Raw genomic sequence first — 14,393 nt, 5'->3', positions numbered from 1 at the left:
GCGCCTCACGGTGGGCGCCGCCGTGACTTCTCGCGCATTGCGGCCGCCGTGGCGCGGCCTATGATGCGGCCATGCCCTGGTTCCAGTTCAATCACGTCCGCGTCCTCCGGTATACCGGTCTGTTCACGTACCTGTGCGTGAGCCTGCCGCTGTGGCCGGGAAACTGGAGTCTTGCCCAGGTCAGCGCGTGGTGGAGCAACCCGACATTGTCGGGCTGGATCCTCTCGTATCTGTTTTTTGGCCTGGCGTACGTCCTGCTGACTCGCCACAGCCAGATCGAGCCACACCGCTCGCTGCGCACGCCGGCCAAGCTTGCATTGCTCGTGCTGATCACGGTTTCGGCGGTGGCGGTGGGCTGGTTCAGCCAGAGCGGTCTGTCGGCCATGCTCATGCTGGTGATCGCCGTAGTGCTACCGTGGCAACTGCCGGTGGTGGCCGGTTTGGTGTGGCTGTTGGGGCAGAACCTGCTCCTGATCCCGGTCATCGCCAGCTACCCGGGCTGGACGGTGGGTACGGCGATCCTGCAGGTGTGCATGTATCTGGGTCTTTCCGCCCTGGTGTTCATCACCTCCACCGTAGCGACCCAGCAGGCAGAGGAGCGCGAGGCGCAGCGCCGGCTCAATTCCGAACTGCGCGCCACGCGCGCGTTGCTGGCCGAATCCACCCGTATTGCCGAGCGCATGCGTATCGCGCGCGAGTTGCATGACCTGATCGGGCACCATCTCACCGCGCTCAGCCTGAATCTGGAAGTGGCCAGCCACCTGGCGAACGACAAGGCCGCCGAGCACGTACGCAAGGCGCAGGCCACGGCTAAACACCTACTTTCGGACGTGCGCGAGGCGGTAAGCGAGCTGCGCCAGGACGATGCAATCGATCTGACCCAGGCGCTGCGCAGCCTGATCGAAGGCGTACCCGGCCTGGACGTGCACGTGCAGACGCCGCCGCGCTTCAGCGTGGAAGATCCTAGGCGCGCTCAGGTGCTGCTGCGCTGCGCGCAGGAAATCATCACCAACACCGCGCGCCACGCCGGCGCGCGCAACCTGTGGCTGCATTTCGCCTATGCCGATGACGGCATGCTCGGCCTGCATGCACGCGATGACGGCCGCGGCGCCGCCAACTACACGCCCGGTAACGGCATGAGTGGCATGCGCGAGCGCCTGGCCGAATTCGGCGGCAGCGTGATGGTGGACACCGGCGCCATGCAGGGTTTCGCGCTGACCGTCCGGCTGCCGCTGGGCGAGGTCAGCGCACTGGCGCACGCGCCCAGTCGCTTCGAGCCGCCGGCGTTGAGCCTCCCATGAGCCTGGCCGCGCGTTCGACCGGCCCGGCGGCATGCCAGAATGTCCCCTCGCAGGGGGACTGCGGTGTTGCCCCGGCGCCGTGCCAGCCACGGTGCCAGCACAGTTATCCACGTTTCTGAGGGTCCGCAATGATTTCTGTGTGTCTCGTCGACGATCAGAACCTGGTGCGCCAGGGGGTGCGTTCGCTGCTGGACCTGGCCGAGGACATCCGCGTGGTCGCCGAATGCGCCGATGGCGCCCAGGCCGTACTGGAGATTCCGCGGATCAAGCCGGACGTGGTGCTGCTGGATCTGCGCATGCCCAACATGAGCGGCCTGGAGGTCCTGCAGGCGCTGTCCGCACGCAACGAACTGCCGCCCACGATCATCCTCACCACCTTCGACGACGATCAGCTGGTGCTGCAGGGCCTGAAGGCCGGCGCGCGCGGCTATCTGCTGAAGGACGTGTCGCTCGAGCAACTGGTGGAAGCCGTGCGTACGGTGGCTGCCGGTGGCTCGCTGGTGGCGCCGATGGTGACTCAGCGCCTGCTCGCGGGGGTCGGGCGCATCCAGAATCAGTTCACCAGTCTGGAGCAGCCCGATCCCCTCACCGAGCGCGAGACGGAAATCCTGCGTCTGCTCTCTGGCGGCTACTCCAACAAGGAAATCGCCAACTCGCTGAAGGTGGCCGAGGGCACGGTGAAGAACCACGTGTCGAACATCCTTTCCAAGCTCGGGGTGCGCGATCGCACCCGCGCCGTGTTGAAGGCGCTGGAGCTGGGCATCGTCTGAGCCGCACGTACGTTCGGCCGTCCATTCGGTGACGCATGTAGGGGCGCGCTAAGGGGTGCGGGGCCTCGCGCAGCCTCATTTTCGGCCTTCTGGGGCGTGTTGCGGCTGCAGATGGCGTTCCTCGACGCGAGCAAGTAACATCCGTCGCTTCGGCATGCGTTCCCCCCCGCTGAGACAGGTTTCCGAGGGAAGACTTCCCGGCGGTAACGGCGATGCCATCAAGTGCTGCGTAGAGACGCTCGGAGAACCCTGGAATGATGCGTGTTCTTGAATTACTTATGGCCCTGGTCATCGTGGCCGTACTGGCTGTGGTGGTGGGCATTGCGATGCCCGGCAGTGGCCATGTGGAGAGGTCGCTGGTCATCGGCAAGGACATCCGTCAGGTCTATGACGTGCTGAACAACTTCCGCCGTTTCGGCGACTACGCCGAGCTCACCGGCAGCGATCCGACGATCAAGTACGACCTTTCGGGCAAGGCTTACGGCCCCGGCGCCGAGATCAGCTGGACCGGTGCGCCGAAGAAGGCCGGCAGCGGCAAGCTGACCATCGCCAGCGCCGCTCCCGAGTTCAACAAGGTTGACTCCACCGTCAACAAGGCCGAGATCGTCTGGAACCTCGACGGCGACTGGCGCGGCAGCGACAAGCACTTCACCCTCGACCTGGAGCGCGAAGGCCGTACGCACAAGCTGACCAAGGTCACCTGGGCGTATGACGTCAAGTACGGCTTCAATCTGCTGAACCGCTACTCCAATCTCTACATCCACGGCGCGCCGGATGCCTTCATCCAGTACAGCCTGACCGGCCTGCAGAACATGCTCGCCTCGGTCAAGAACGTGGACTACAGCGAGCTGGTGCCGTACATCGAGCAGACCAAGCCGACGCCGGTGCTGCTGGTGTCGACCAAGATCGAGCGCGAGGGCGGCCTCGATGCGCTGACCGAAGCGACCGACGGCGCCGTCAAGCTGCTGACGGACACCGCCAAGAAGCTCAACGTCAACGTGACCGGTCCGCGCATCCTCGTGGTGAACAACTACGGCGACCAGACCTTCACCTTCGACATCGCGCTGCCGATCGACGCCACCACGCTCACGGTGGCTGGACAGAGCCACGATCTCACCGCCGCGACCACGCCGACCCCGTCGGGCGCTCCGGCCGCCGCCGGTTCCGCCGCCGCGCCGGCCAGCGCCGGCTCGACCGAGGCTCCGGCCGACGCCGCCGCCGCCAACGCGCCGGGCAGCACCGACAAGTACGGCCGTCTGATCATCGACCAGGACGTTCGCGCCACCATGATGGCGGGCGGCCCGGCGCTGAAGGGCGAGTGGAACGGCACCTACGCCGGCGTGCCGCAGACCCGCGACGAGCTCGAGGCGTATGCGCAGACCCACGGCTACAAGTACGACACCGTGGTGAACCGCTTCTACGACGTCCTGGCTCGCCCGGAACAGATCGACACCAACAACAACATCACCCAGTACGCCCGGTACGACGTGTACCTGCCGCTGAGCGATGCGCCGGAACAGACGCCGGAACAGGAGGCGGGCATCCAGCCGCCGACGCTGGACGAGTCGCCGGCCGCATCCTCCAGCAGCGCCGCTCCGGCCGCCGCCGGTTCCGCTGCGGCGCCGGCCGAGGCTGCCAGCGCCGGCAACTGATCCGACCGACGCAAGTCATCGAACCCCGTCCGTCCGCGGACGGGGTTTTTTGTTGCCCGCAGTCGGTGCCGGGCATGCCGGCCGCCGAACTTTTGCGGCCCCTTGCGGTACATTGCACGGCGCGGCGTCGTCGCCGCTTCCCGTTCCCTGGCCCGCGGGGCCGCCCACGCCCGTCGCCGGCCTTCCGATGATCGAAACCGACCAGCTCACCCGACGCTATGGCAGGTTCACTGCGGTGGACGCGCTGAGCATCCGTGCCGAGCCGGGGCAGGTGCTGGGGCTGCTGGGCCCCAACGGTGCGGGCAAGACCACCGCGATGCGGATGATCGCCGGCTTCCTCGCGCCGACCTGCGGCACGGCCCGGGTCTGTGGCCACGACGTGCGCACTGCGCCGCAGGAGGCGCGCCGCGCGCTGGGTTATCTGCCCGAGGGCGCACCGAGCTACGGCGAGCTGACGGTGCGCGAGTTCCTGGTATTCATCGCGCGCATGCGCGGCTTTACCCGCAGCAACGGTCGCCAGCGCTTCGAGGAAGTGATCGCCCGGCTGCAACTGGAGGACGTACTCGAGCAATGCATCGACACCTTGTCCAAGGGGCTGCGCCGGCGCGTGGGCCTGGCCCAGGCGATCCTGCACGATCCGCCGGTGTTGATGCTTGATGAACCCACCGATGGTCTCGATCCCAACCAGAAGCACGCGGTGCGTCAGCTGATCGACGCGATGGCGCGCGAGCGCACCATCCTGGTCTCCACCCACCTGCTGGAAGAGGTGCACGCACTGTGCAACCGCGTGGTGATCATCGCCCGCGGCCGCCTGCTGGCCGATGCGACGCCGGCGGAGCTGGAGCAGCGCTCGCGCTATCACGGGGCGGTGTCGTTCAGTGCACCAGGCAGCGCGGTGTCGCAGGAAATGCTGGGGCGGATGCCGCAAGTGGCGGCGATCGAGGTCGACCCGCTGGACGGACGTATTACAGTGTTCCCCAAGCCGGGCGAGCGCATTCTCGAAGCGGTGGAGCAGCTGCTGCGCGCACAGGGGCTGGAGGTGTCCGAGATACAGCTCGAGCGCGGCCGCCTGGATGAAGTGTTTCGCCACATCACCACAATGCCGGAACCGGCGGCATCGGGGCGCGCGGCATGACTCCGGTACAGGCGATCGTGCGGCGCGAGCTGCGCAGTTATTTCGTCACGCCGGTGGCCTACGTGTTCCTGGTGATCTTCCTGGTGCTGGCGGGCATCCTCACGTTCTACAGCGGTGACTTCTACGAGCGGCGGCAGGCCGACCTTCAGCCGTTCTTCGCAATGCATCCGTGGCTGTACCTGATCCTGGTGCCGGCGGTCTCGATGCGGCTGTGGGCCGAAGAGGCCAAGTCCGGCACGCTGGAGTTGCTGCTGACGCTTCCGGTGCGGCTGTGGCAGGCGATGCTCGGCAAGTTCCTGGCGGCTTGGTTGTTCGTGGGGCTGGCGCTGGCGTTGACCTTTCCGATCTGGATCACCGTCAACTACCTGGGAGATCCAGACAACGGCGTGATCCTGGCCGGCTATCTCGGCAGCTGGCTCATGGCCGGAGCATTCCTCGCCATCGGCGCCTGCCTGTCGGCACTCACGCAGAGCCAGGTGGTGGCCTTCATTCTCACCGCGCTGGTATGCGTGCTGCTGCTGCTGGCCGGGCAGTCGCAGGTGATCGACTTTTTCCAGGAGGCGCTGCCGCGACGGCTGGTCAACGGCGTGGCGCACCTGAGCATGCTGCGCCATTTCGAGGCGATCGCCCGCGGCGTGCTGGACCTGCGCGACCTGGCCTACTTTGTGCTCAGCATGGTGGCCTGGTTGACCGCCGGCGTGCTGTTGCTCGACCTGCGGCGGAGTCGCTGAGCGTGCGTCGCTGGATGTTCAGTCGACGCTCGCGCCTGGCCGCCACTTTGGCCACACTGGTGCTCTTGTTCATCGCCGCGGCGCTGGCCTTGAGCCGCTGGGTGCACGTGCCACGGATCGATCTCACCGCCGACCGGCTGTACACACTCACACCCGGCACGGTGCAGATCGTTGGGCACCTGCAGCGGCCGCTGCGGCTGACGCTGTATTTCTCCGAACACGCGGCGCGAGACCTGCCGCAACTGCGCAGCTACGAGCAGCGGGTGCGCGAGATGCTGCAGGAGATGGTGGCGCGGTCCTCCGGCAAGCTGCACCTGCAGATCGTCGACCCGGTGCCGTACTCCGACGACGAAGCAAGCGCCGAGGGCAACGGCCTGACTCCGCTCAGCGGCGGCAGCAACGGCGAGCGCGTGTTCTTCGGCCTGGTCGGCACCACGCTGCCGGCCGATGGCAATGCCGTGGACGGCGTCGACGGCAAGACGCTCTCGGTGCCGTTCTTCGACCCGGCGCGCGAGACTTTCCTCGAGTACGACATCGCCAAGCTGATGTACGAGCTCAACGAGACGCAGAAGCCGCGTATCGGCCTGATCAGTTCGCTGCCGATGAGCGGTAATCCGGTCATCGGCGAGCCGGCATGGACCGTGCTCGGCCAGCTGCAGCAGTTGTTTTCGATCACCACGCTGGACCCGGGCAAGCTCAAGCGGATCGGCAAGGATCTACCGGTCGTGCTGCTGGTGCATCCCAAGCACCTGTCCGACGACGCGCTATATGCGCTCGATCAATATGTGCTCGGCGGCGGCCACCTGGTGGTCTTCGTCGACCCGGATGCGGAGCTCGACACCGCTCCGTTCGTGGATGCTTCCACCGGCGTCACCGACGATCACAACTCCGATCTGCCGCGGCTGTTCAAGGCCTGGGGCGTGGTCTACGACGATCGCAAGGTGGTGCTCGATCGCTCGCGCGCGCTGAAGATCGAGCTGGGCGACACCAGCTTCAGTCATCCGGCGATGCTCGGGCTGGGCGGGCAGGAGCTGAACCGCGGCGACGCCGTCACCGCCAGCCTGCAGCAGATCGACCTGTCCTCCGCCGGCTACTTCGATCTCGCCCCGGATGCCACCACGCGGCTGGTACCTTTGCTGCAGACCAGCGTCGACGCGCATGTGGTGCCGGTGCAGCGCGTGATCGAGGCGGCCAGCGACCCGTCCCTGCTGCTGCGCGACTACACGTCCGACAACGCGCACTACGTGCTCGCCGCCCGCCTGCGCGGCACGCTGAGCAGTGCCTTCCCGGAGCGCGCCTCGCCCGCCCACCTAGCGCAGTCGAGGCCGGATGCGGAGGTGATCCTGGTGGCCGATACCGATCTGCTGACCGATCGTCTGTGGGTCGATACGCAGAGCTTCCTCGGCCAGCCGATGCTCAACGCCTTCGCCAGCAACGGCGACTTCATCACCAACCTGGTGGACAACCTCAGCGGTTCGTCGGCGTTGCTGTCGATCCGCGGGCGTTCCACCTCGCAGCGGCCGTTCACCCGCGTGCAGGCGCTGCAGAGCGCCGCCGACCAGAAGTTCCTGCTGAAGAAGCAGGAGCTGGAGCGTGAGCTGGCCGAAACGCGCAGTCGGCTGGAAGAACTGCAGCCGGCGCGCGGCGGCCGCGATGGCCAGGCCAGCGCGGAGCAGAAGCGCGAGATCGAGCAGTTCCTGCAGCGCAAGCTGGCGATCAGCAAGGAGCTGCGCGACGTGCAGCACCAGCTCAACGCCGAGATCGACGCGCTGGGCCTGCGCGTGAAGTTCATCAATATCGTGGCGGTGCCCGCGCTGGTGACGCTGCTGGGTCTGCTGTACGGCTGGCGGCGCACGCGACGCAGCCGCCGGCGTGTGTGAGGGTGGCAATGTGCCGCGCGAGCGCGCGACGTGTAGCCGCTAAGCTGATCGACTTGGCCGCTGTCCGGCCCGGATCGTGCCCGTGATGTCGACGCTGTTGAAATGGATCGTGCCGTGGGAGTTCTCATGGCTGTTTCTGGCTACGTTCGTGCTCGCCTGCGTGCTGTACGTGCGCGGTGCGACGCGGCTGCGGGTGAGCCGCGGCCGCCAGCTGTCGTTCTGGATCGGCATGGTGATGATCTACGCGTCGCTGCACACGTATTTCGATTACTACGCCGAGCATGAGTTCTTCATGCACCGCATCCAGCAGGTGCTGCTGCATCACCTGGCGCCGCTGCTGATCATCGCCTCGTATCCGGGGACGGTGCTGCGCGCGGGGCTGTCGTTGCCGCTGCGCGTGCGCCTGCGCGCAGCACAGCGCAACTGGCCGGCGCGCGTGGCCAGCGCGGTGCTGCTCAATCCCGCCTTCGCCACGCTGACCTTCGTCGCGTTCATCCTGGTCTGGCTGATTCCACACATGCAGACGCTGGCGATGCTGGACTGGCGCATCTACCGCTTCATGAACTGGTCGATGGTGGCCAGCGGCTTCATCTACTGGTGGCTGGTGCTCGACCATCGCCCGCGCCCGCCGGGTCGCATGACGCCGGGTCTGCGCGTGCTGTCGCCGGGCATCACCATGACGCCGCAGATCCTCGCTGGCGCCATCGTCACGTTCTCCAAGACCGACCTCTATCCGATCTTCGAGATCTGCGGCCGTGCCTTCACCTTCAACGTGCTCACCGGGCAGCTGGTGGGCGGGGTGATCATGTGGGTGCCGGCCGCCATCATCGAATCGATCGGCGGCCTGCTGGCCTTGCGCCAGTGGCTGCGCCTCTCACGCAGTGGGCGGATCCGCCGCGAAAGCGACGATCGACGCCGCGCGGCCGCGGCCAGGGCCACGGCGCGCAGCGCCGGTTGAGCGAAGCGGGTCGCTCCGGCTCAGTGACCGTGCGGCATCGCGCCGCCGTGATCCATCGGCATGGCCGGATCCATGCCGGCCGGCGCCTTGTCACCCGCATCGACCGCGTTGGCGGGGCGCGCGAGGAAATCCACCGGCAAATGGCTGCCATCGGCGAAGTCCAGCGTGACCGGCACCGTCTCGCCGGCGTTCACGGCCTTGGTCGCCTGCATCAGCATCAGGTGGTAGCCGCCCGGGGCCAGCGCCACGCTGCCGTGGGCGGGGATCGCCAGCTGCTCGACCATGCTCATGCGGCCCATGCCGCCCTCGGTGGTGCTTTGGTGCAGCATCACGTGGCCGTAGCGGGCGCTGGTGGCGCCGGTGAGTGCGACGGCGGTGTCGCCGGTGTTGTGCAGCGTCACGTAGCCGCCGGCGGGCAGGCCGGCGGGCAGTACGCGGATCCACGCCTTCTCGGCATGCACCTGGGCGGCCTGGTCGGCCTGCGCGGCGCCGGCAAAGAGCAGGCCGGCGGCAAGCAGTGCGGAAAAGCGACGGGTCATCATGGTTGGGCTCCGGGGGCGAGCAACAGGTGCAGGTCGTGGACCAGATCGTCCTGCGAATCGGCAGGGGTGGACAGCAGGCGCGCATGGCCCTGCGCGTCGAAGATGTAGATCGCCGAGCTGTGGCTCACCTCGTAGTTGCCGTCGCCCGGATCGGGCTCGCGGCTGAAGGCGGAGCGATAGCGCTTGCTCAGTGCCTCGATGTCGCCAGGCTTGCCGGTCAGGCCGACCGCGCGCTTGTCGAACGCATTGACGTAGGCGTGCATCACCTCGGGCGTGTCGCGCGCCGGGTCGACCGACACGAACAGGATGCGCGCGCCATCGGCGAGCGGTCCGAGCCGCTGCATCACCACGTGCAGGTGGGCGAGGGTGAGCGGGCAGACATCGGGGCAGTGGGTGTAGCCGAAGTACAGCAGCACCACCTTGCCGCGATAGTCCGCGCCGGTGGCCGGCTTGCCCTGGTCATTGATCAGGTTGAAGTCCAGGTCCGGCATGTGGCCGGTGACCTGGGTGAGCCGGAACGGCAGCGGCGTGCCGTGCTGGCAGCTGGCCAACAGCAGGGCTGCGGCAAATAGCAGCGAGCCGGCGAACCAGGGAATGGCGCGACGCGCGCGCATGCGAAGATCGGAAATGGCCATCCCCCAAGGATACGCCACGGCTGTCCACGGCCGTCTCCCTGAGCGAGGAAATCCCCCGATGATGCGACAACCTGCCACCCGAAGCACCTCCTGGCTGGTGTCGTTGGCCGGCGCCAGCGGCGTGCTGTTAGGCGCTTTTGGCGCACATGCCTTGCGCGGCCACCTGGATGCGTCGGCCATGGGCTGGTGGCAGACCGCAGTGCAGTACCAGCTGTGGCACGCGCTCGCCCTCGCGCTGGCGGTGCACACCGGGCGCGGCCGCGCCCAGCGCTGGGCGGTACTCGCGTTCGCAATCGGCATCGTGCTGTTCAGCGGCAGCCTGTACGCGATGGCGCTGGGGGCCCCGCGCTGGTTCGGCGCGATCACGCCGCTGGGCGGCCTCGGTTTCGTCGTCGGCTGGGTAGCGCTGGCCATCGCCCTGGGCCGGCCTGTCGACGGGGCCTGAACCTCGCCGCACCCGCTCCGGGCAGGCGTCATGCGCTCGTCACGTACGCCGGGCAGGCTGCGCCCATGAGCACCGCACCCACCACCCTCGATGCCTCGCCGCTTTCAAGTCTACGGCGTCGCCACGCTGTAGCCGCGGGGATCCTACTCGCAGGTATCGGCGTGCTGCTGCTGGCCGGCCGCGGTCGGGACCCGGTCGCCGCGCCGCCATTGGCGGTGAACGCGTTGGTGCACTGGCAGGACGACGATCACGACTGGCTGTTGGTTGCCGACCGTACGGCCCACGAGCTGGTGGTGTACGACGCCACCAACGGCGAGCCGCTGCAGCGCCTCGGTCGTGACGACGGACTCGGTTCGGTCCACACCATCGCTGCACTCGGCGATCACCTGCTGGTGCAGAACACGAAGGGCCAGCCGACCCTGCTCAGCCTGCCTTCCTTGCGCGCGCAAGCGCTGGCGTCGCGCTGAGGCGGCGATCGATCAGCGCGCTGCGACTGGAGCCTGGTGCGCGATCCACGCAGCGATGTCGCCGATCACCTTCGGTTCCACGTGAGCCGGCTTGGCGTAGTCGGCCGGCGAGGGCGGCTTGCCGCTGGGCGTGAACAGGTGACTGAGCCCGGCGTAGCTGCGCAACGTCACGCCTGAGTCGTGGGCAAAAGCGTGCTTCCACGCCGCGAAGTCCTGCGCCGGCGGCACCTGGAAATCCGCCATGCCCTGCATCACCAGCAGCGGTGCATGCAGGCCACGCGCCGTGTCGATGGCGTCGTAGTGGGCCAGGCTCAGCCACCAGCTCGCGGGCGCGTGAAAGAACGTGCCTGCGGGCGGATGGGCGGGATCGGCCTTGGCCAGGGTGTCGCGTGCCGTCTCCACCTCGTGGATCTGCGCCGTCATGACGGCCTGCGGGGTGCCCGGCAACGCGCTCAGGTATTTCAGTTGCTGCAGCACCACGCCCAGGTCCAGGCGCTCCGGGGCCGCGAGCAGAATGACCCCGGCCAGGTGCCCGTCACGTTTCGCGATCCGCGGCGCCATCAGCGCGCCGAGACTGTGGCCGATCAGGAACACGCGCTGGCGGTCGATGTGCGGCTGCTGGCGGAGCAGGGCGAGCGCGGTCAGCGCGTCATCGGTGACCTCGTCGTCGACCGTGAGCGAGGTGGTGGCCAGCTGTCTGCCGTAGGTGAGCGTGCGCTTGTCGTAGCGCAGTGAGGCAATGCCCGCCTTGGCCAGCCCCACGGCCAGATCATGGAAGGGTTTGTTCGGGCCGATCGTTTCGTCGCGGTCGTGAGGGCCGGAGCCGGCGACCAGCAGCACGGCCGAAAACGGACCATCGCCCGGCGGCAGCGTGAGCGTGCCCGGCAGCGGCCCGAGTGGCGAACGCACCGCCAGCAGCTGTTCGCGCACGCCGGGCGGGAGTGGGCTGGCGGCGGCATGATCCTCACCGGCCGGTGCCGGGGCGAAGAACAGGGCGGCCACCTGGCCATCCTTGTCGCAGGCCACCCGCATCAGCAGCGTGGCCCGGGCGAAGTGCAGTGGCGTTTCCACCATCGCCTTGCCTTGCGCCGTCTGCGCCTGCGGTGTGCCGCTGTCCTCGAGGGCGCCGACCTGGGCCGGCAGGGCCTGCGCCCAGACGGCCTGCAGCTTGCTCGCCGGCAGGCCCGAACGCATGGTCGGATCGAAATCGCGCGTGGCGTCGGCGAAGCGGCCTTCGCGCAGGCTGGCCAGGATGGCGGCCGAGCGGTTGCTGCAGTCGGCGGCCGTGGTGGCCTGTGCATGGGTGGCGACGCCGCTCGCCAGCAGGGCGGCCAGCAGCAGTGCTGGCGATACCAGAGTGATGCGCATCGAAAAGCTCCTTATTCGTCGTCGTCCATCGCTTCGGGTTGGGTCGGCTTGAGCCGCCCGGCCTTGCGCAGCGCGTCGCGCAGCAGGTACTCGATCTGCGCGTTGACGCTGCGCAGTTCATCCTCGGACCAGCGCTGCACCGCTTCGAGCACGGTGGCGCTGATCCGCAGCGGATAGGCTTTTTTCTCGGCCGCCATGCGCTCAGCGGGCGGCGCGTCGGCGCGACGCGAGCGCCACGACGAACAGCACGATCATCACGGGAAGGACAGTCATCGTCATGCTCCTCAGCTGTACAGGCTGCCGGCGTTGACCACCGGCTGGGTGGCGCGATCGCCGCACAGCACCACCAAGAGGTTGCTGACCATGGCGGCCTTGCGTTCCTCGTCGAGCTCCACCACCCCCTGCTCGCGCAGCTTGTCCAAAGCCATCGCGACCATGCCCACGGCGCCCTCGACGATGCGTTCGCGCGCCGCCACGATGGCATTGGCCTGCTGGCGCTGCAGCATCGCCTGGGCGATCTCCTGCGCGTAGGCGAGGTGGCTGATGCGCGCCTCGATCACCTGCACGCCGGCCGTTTCCAGTCGCGCCTGGATCTCGTCACGCAGGTGGTTGTTGATCACCTCGCCATGGCTGCGCAGCGAGGGCTTCTTGTCGTCGTGCGCGTCGTACGGATAGTTCTGCGCCATCTGGCGCAAGGCCGACTCGCTCTGGATGTGCACGAAGTTCTCGTAGTCGTCCACGCAGAACACCGCCTCGGCCGTGTCTAGCACCTGCCACACCACCACCGCGGCAATCTCGATCGGGTTACCGTCGCTGTCGTTGACCTTCAGCTTGCCGCTCTCGAAGTTGCGCACGCGCAGCGAGACGCGGCGGCGGCTGTAGAACGGGTTGGTCCAGCGCAGGCCTTCCTCGCGCACCGTGCCGGCGTACTTGCCGAACAGCTGCAGCACCTGCCCCTCGTTCGGCGCCACCTGGAAGAACCCCTTCAGCAGGAACGCCGTCAACACCAGCAGCCCCACGCCGACGAAGAAATGCGTGCCCGGCTGCTCCCCCGATTTCAGACCGATCAGCTGGCTGACGCCGATGGCTGCCAGCACCAGGCACACCACGACAAACGGAATGCCCGCGATCGAAAACCCCTTGCGCTCGTTCATGACCTTGCCTCCCTAAATTGCGAGTATTGGATATCAAATTGATATCACATGACAAGTGCCGGCCGCAGATGGCCCTCACGCCTGGGTGGCTGTGGAAGCGACCACTACAATGGCGGGTCCATCGACCCGGAGATCCCGTATGAAGCCTTTCGGTACGCCGCTCTCGAACCGCGCCCTGCGCGTGTTGCTGCTCGGCTCGGGTGAGCTGGGCAAGGAGGTGGCGATCGAGCTGCAGCGCTTCGCCGTGGAGGTGATCGCGGTGGACCGCTACGCCAATGCGCCGGCGATGCAGGTGGCCCACCGCAGCCACGTGATCGACATGCTCGACGGCGCCGCGCTGCGCGCAGTCATCGAGGCGGAGCAGCCGGACCTGGTGGTGCCGGAAATCGAGGCGATCCACACGCCCACGCTGATGGAACTGGAAAAGGGCGGCTTGAACGTGATTCCCACCGCGCGCGCCGCGTGGCTGACGATGGACCGCGAAGGCATCCGCCGCCTCGCCGCCGAGGAGCTCCAGCTGCCGACATCGCCGTACCGCTTCTGCGACGACGAGGGGCAATACCGCGCCGCCGTCGAGGCGCTGGGTTTCCCGTTCGTGATCAAGCCGGTGATGAGCTCCTCCGGCAAGGGCCAGAGCGTGGTGCGCGATGCCTCGACGCTGCAGGCGGCGTGGGATTACGCCCAGGCGGGCGGTCGCGCGGGCAAGGGGCGGGTGATCGTCGAGGGCTTCGTCGATTTCGACTACGAGATCACCCTGCTCACCGTGCGCCATCGCGATGGCACCGCGTTCTGCGCGCCGATCGGCCATCGCCAGGAAGACGGCGACTATCGCGAGTCTTGGCAGCCGCAGCCGATGAGCGCCGCGGCGCTTGCCGAGGCGCAGCGCCAGGCCACGGCGATCACCGCGGCGCTCGGCGGATGGGGCGTGTTCGGCGTGGAGTTCTTCGTCAAGGGCGACGCGGTGATCTTCTCCGAGGTGAGCCCGCGTCCGCACGACACCGGCCTGGTCACGCTGATCTCGCAGGATCTGTCCGAGTTCGCCCTGCATGCGCGGGCGATCCTGGGCTTGCCGATTCCGCTGATCCGACAGCTCGGGCCGTCGGCCTCGTGCGCCAAGCTGGTGGAAGGCGAGGGCGCCGCGCCGCAGTACTTCGGCGTGGCCGAGGCGCTGGTCGAGCCGGACACGCAATTGCGCCTGTTCGGCAAGCCGGCGGTGAAGGGGCGTCGCCGGATGGCGGTAACGCTGGCGCGCGACGAGAGGATCGAGGCGGCCAAGGCCAAGGCGATCCGGGCGGCGGCCTCGCTGCGGGTAGAGTTGCCGGGCAGCTGATCGCACGCTGCGGCCATCACACGAT

15 protein-coding genes are annotated in these 14,393 nt (G+C 67.8%); 10 read left to right on the top strand and 5 right to left on the bottom strand.

The features are described 5' to 3' along the window. Positions 1-71 precede the first annotated feature (71 nt). The 7 genes from ACTHJF_RS07720 (at position 72) to ACTHJF_RS07690 (ending at position 8,427) form a co-directional block, all read left to right on the top strand. Entirely contained in the window at positions 72-1,301 is a 1,230-nt protein-coding gene (locus ACTHJF_RS07720) for a sensor histidine kinase (RefSeq protein ID WP_440266611.1), read from the top strand. A gap of 128 nt (positions 1,302-1,429) precedes the next feature. Next, a complete protein-coding gene (locus tag ACTHJF_RS07715) occupies positions 1,430-2,071 on the top strand; it encodes a response regulator (protein ID WP_017461331.1) in 642 nt (213 codons plus the stop codon). Positions 2,072-2,349: 278 nt separating this feature from the next. Further along, complete coding sequence (locus tag ACTHJF_RS07710; RefSeq protein WP_440266610.1) at positions 2,350-3,723, top strand: polyketide cyclase; 1,374 nt, start codon at positions 2,350-2,352, stop codon at positions 3,721-3,723. 187 nt (positions 3,724-3,910) lie between these two features. Further along, entirely contained in the window at positions 3,911-4,858 is a 948-nt protein-coding gene (locus ACTHJF_RS07705) for an ABC transporter ATP-binding protein (protein WP_440266609.1), read from the top strand. Next, complete coding sequence (locus tag ACTHJF_RS07700) at positions 4,855-5,589, top strand: ABC transporter permease subunit (RefSeq protein WP_440266608.1); 735 nt, start codon at positions 4,855-4,857, stop codon at positions 5,587-5,589. The genes ACTHJF_RS07705 and ACTHJF_RS07700 overlap by 4 nt, the downstream gene beginning before the upstream one ends. 14 nt (positions 5,590-5,603) lie before the next feature. Further along, on the top strand, positions 5,604-7,469 hold the full coding sequence (locus ACTHJF_RS07695; RefSeq protein WP_440266677.1) for a Gldg family protein: 1,866 nt from the start codon (positions 5,604-5,606) through the stop codon (positions 7,467-7,469). An 85-nt stretch (positions 7,470-7,554) separates the two neighbouring features. Next, positions 7,555-8,427: a cytochrome c oxidase assembly protein gene (locus tag ACTHJF_RS07690; RefSeq protein WP_440266607.1), complete on the top strand. Its 873-nt coding sequence runs from the start codon at positions 7,555-7,557 to the stop codon at positions 8,425-8,427. A gap of 20 nt (positions 8,428-8,447) precedes the next feature. Here the strand turns inward: ACTHJF_RS07690 and ACTHJF_RS07685 are convergent, their stop codons facing one another. Then, a complete protein-coding gene (locus ACTHJF_RS07685; RefSeq protein WP_440266606.1) occupies positions 8,448-8,969 on the bottom strand; it encodes a copper chaperone PCu(A)C in 522 nt (173 codons plus the stop codon). Next, a complete protein-coding gene (locus ACTHJF_RS07680; protein WP_440266605.1) occupies positions 8,966-9,583 on the bottom strand; it encodes an SCO family protein in 618 nt (205 codons plus the stop codon). Before ACTHJF_RS07680 ends, ACTHJF_RS07685 begins: the two co-directional genes overlap by 4 nt. Positions 9,584-9,665: 82 nt before the next feature. On the opposite strand from ACTHJF_RS07680, the gene ACTHJF_RS07675 reads away from it, so the two are divergent. Both ACTHJF_RS07675 and ACTHJF_RS07670 read left to right on the top strand, forming a co-directional pair. Further along, positions 9,666-10,049, top strand: coding sequence for a DUF423 domain-containing protein (locus ACTHJF_RS07675; protein ID WP_440256527.1), 384 nt, complete (start codon positions 9,666-9,668; stop codon positions 10,047-10,049). Positions 10,050-10,114: 65 nt separating this feature from the next. Beyond that, positions 10,115-10,516 (top strand): hypothetical protein, encoded by a 402-nt coding sequence (locus ACTHJF_RS07670; protein WP_440266604.1) that lies wholly within the window; start codon positions 10,115-10,117, stop codon positions 10,514-10,516. Between the two features lie 12 nt (positions 10,517-10,528). On the opposite strand, the gene ACTHJF_RS07665 is transcribed toward ACTHJF_RS07670, so the two are convergent. The 3 genes from ACTHJF_RS07665 to ACTHJF_RS07655 form a co-directional block, all read right to left on the bottom strand. Next, complete coding sequence (locus ACTHJF_RS07665) at positions 10,529-11,884, bottom strand: alpha/beta fold hydrolase (protein ID WP_440266603.1); 1,356 nt, start codon at positions 11,882-11,884, stop codon at positions 10,529-10,531. Positions 11,885-11,895: 11 nt separating this feature from the next. Beyond that, entirely contained in the window at positions 11,896-12,081 is a 186-nt protein-coding gene (locus tag ACTHJF_RS07660; RefSeq protein ID WP_440266602.1) for an Arc family DNA-binding protein, read from the bottom strand. Positions 12,082-12,168: 87 nt separating this feature from the next. Further along, complete coding sequence (locus ACTHJF_RS07655; protein WP_440266601.1) at positions 12,169-13,038, bottom strand: SPFH domain-containing protein; 870 nt, start codon at positions 13,036-13,038, stop codon at positions 12,169-12,171. Positions 13,039-13,177: 139 nt separating this feature from the next. On the opposite strand from ACTHJF_RS07655, the gene purT reads away from it, so the two are divergent. Continuing rightward, positions 13,178-14,368: a formate-dependent phosphoribosylglycinamide formyltransferase gene (purT, locus tag ACTHJF_RS07650; RefSeq protein WP_440266600.1), complete on the top strand. Its 1,191-nt coding sequence runs from the start codon at positions 13,178-13,180 to the stop codon at positions 14,366-14,368. The last annotated feature ends 25 nt before the right edge of the window (positions 14,369-14,393 follow it).

This window comes from Dyella sp. (genome assembly GCF_051962475.1).
Lineage (GTDB): Bacteria > Pseudomonadota > Gammaproteobacteria > Xanthomonadales > Rhodanobacteraceae > Dyella_A.
Note: the sequence above shows the minus strand (reverse complement) of the source record. Positions and strands in the feature narration are given on the sequence as shown.

Excerpts from the sequence above, each read along its gene's own strand:
- ACTHJF_RS07720 (WP_440266611.1), top strand. The coding sequence starts at position 72 with ATGCCCTGGTTCCAGTTCAATCACGTCCGCGTCCTCCGGTATACCGGT.
- ACTHJF_RS07715 (WP_017461331.1), top strand. The coding sequence starts at position 1,430 with ATGATTTCTGTGTGTCTCGTCGACGATCAGAACCTGGTGCGCCAGGGG.
- ACTHJF_RS07710 (WP_440266610.1), top strand. The coding sequence starts at position 2,350 with ATGGCCCTGGTCATCGTGGCCGTACTGGCTGTGGTGGTGGGCATTGCG.
- ACTHJF_RS07705 (WP_440266609.1), top strand. The coding sequence starts at position 3,911 with ATGATCGAAACCGACCAGCTCACCCGACGCTATGGCAGGTTCACTGCG.
- ACTHJF_RS07700 (WP_440266608.1), top strand. The coding sequence starts at position 4,855 with ATGACTCCGGTACAGGCGATCGTGCGGCGCGAGCTGCGCAGTTATTTC.
- ACTHJF_RS07695 (WP_440266677.1), top strand. The coding sequence starts at position 5,604 with ATGTTCAGTCGACGCTCGCGCCTGGCCGCCACTTTGGCCACACTGGTG.
- ACTHJF_RS07690 (WP_440266607.1), top strand. The coding sequence starts at position 7,555 with ATGTCGACGCTGTTGAAATGGATCGTGCCGTGGGAGTTCTCATGGCTG.
- ACTHJF_RS07685 (WP_440266606.1), bottom strand. The coding sequence starts at position 8,969 with ATGATGACCCGTCGCTTTTCCGCACTGCTTGCCGCCGGCCTGCTCTTT.
- ACTHJF_RS07680 (WP_440266605.1), bottom strand. The coding sequence starts at position 9,583 with ATGCGCGCGCGTCGCGCCATTCCCTGGTTCGCCGGCTCGCTGCTATTT.
- ACTHJF_RS07675 (WP_440256527.1), top strand. The coding sequence starts at position 9,666 with ATGCGACAACCTGCCACCCGAAGCACCTCCTGGCTGGTGTCGTTGGCC.
- ACTHJF_RS07670 (WP_440266604.1), top strand. The coding sequence starts at position 10,115 with ATGAGCACCGCACCCACCACCCTCGATGCCTCGCCGCTTTCAAGTCTA.
- ACTHJF_RS07665 (WP_440266603.1), bottom strand. The coding sequence starts at position 11,884 with ATGCGCATCACTCTGGTATCGCCAGCACTGCTGCTGGCCGCCCTGCTG.
- ACTHJF_RS07660 (WP_440266602.1), bottom strand. The coding sequence starts at position 12,081 with ATGGCGGCCGAGAAAAAAGCCTATCCGCTGCGGATCAGCGCCACCGTG.
- ACTHJF_RS07655 (WP_440266601.1), bottom strand. The coding sequence starts at position 13,038 with ATGAACGAGCGCAAGGGGTTTTCGATCGCGGGCATTCCGTTTGTCGTG.
- purT (WP_440266600.1), top strand. The coding sequence starts at position 13,178 with ATGAAGCCTTTCGGTACGCCGCTCTCGAACCGCGCCCTGCGCGTGTTG.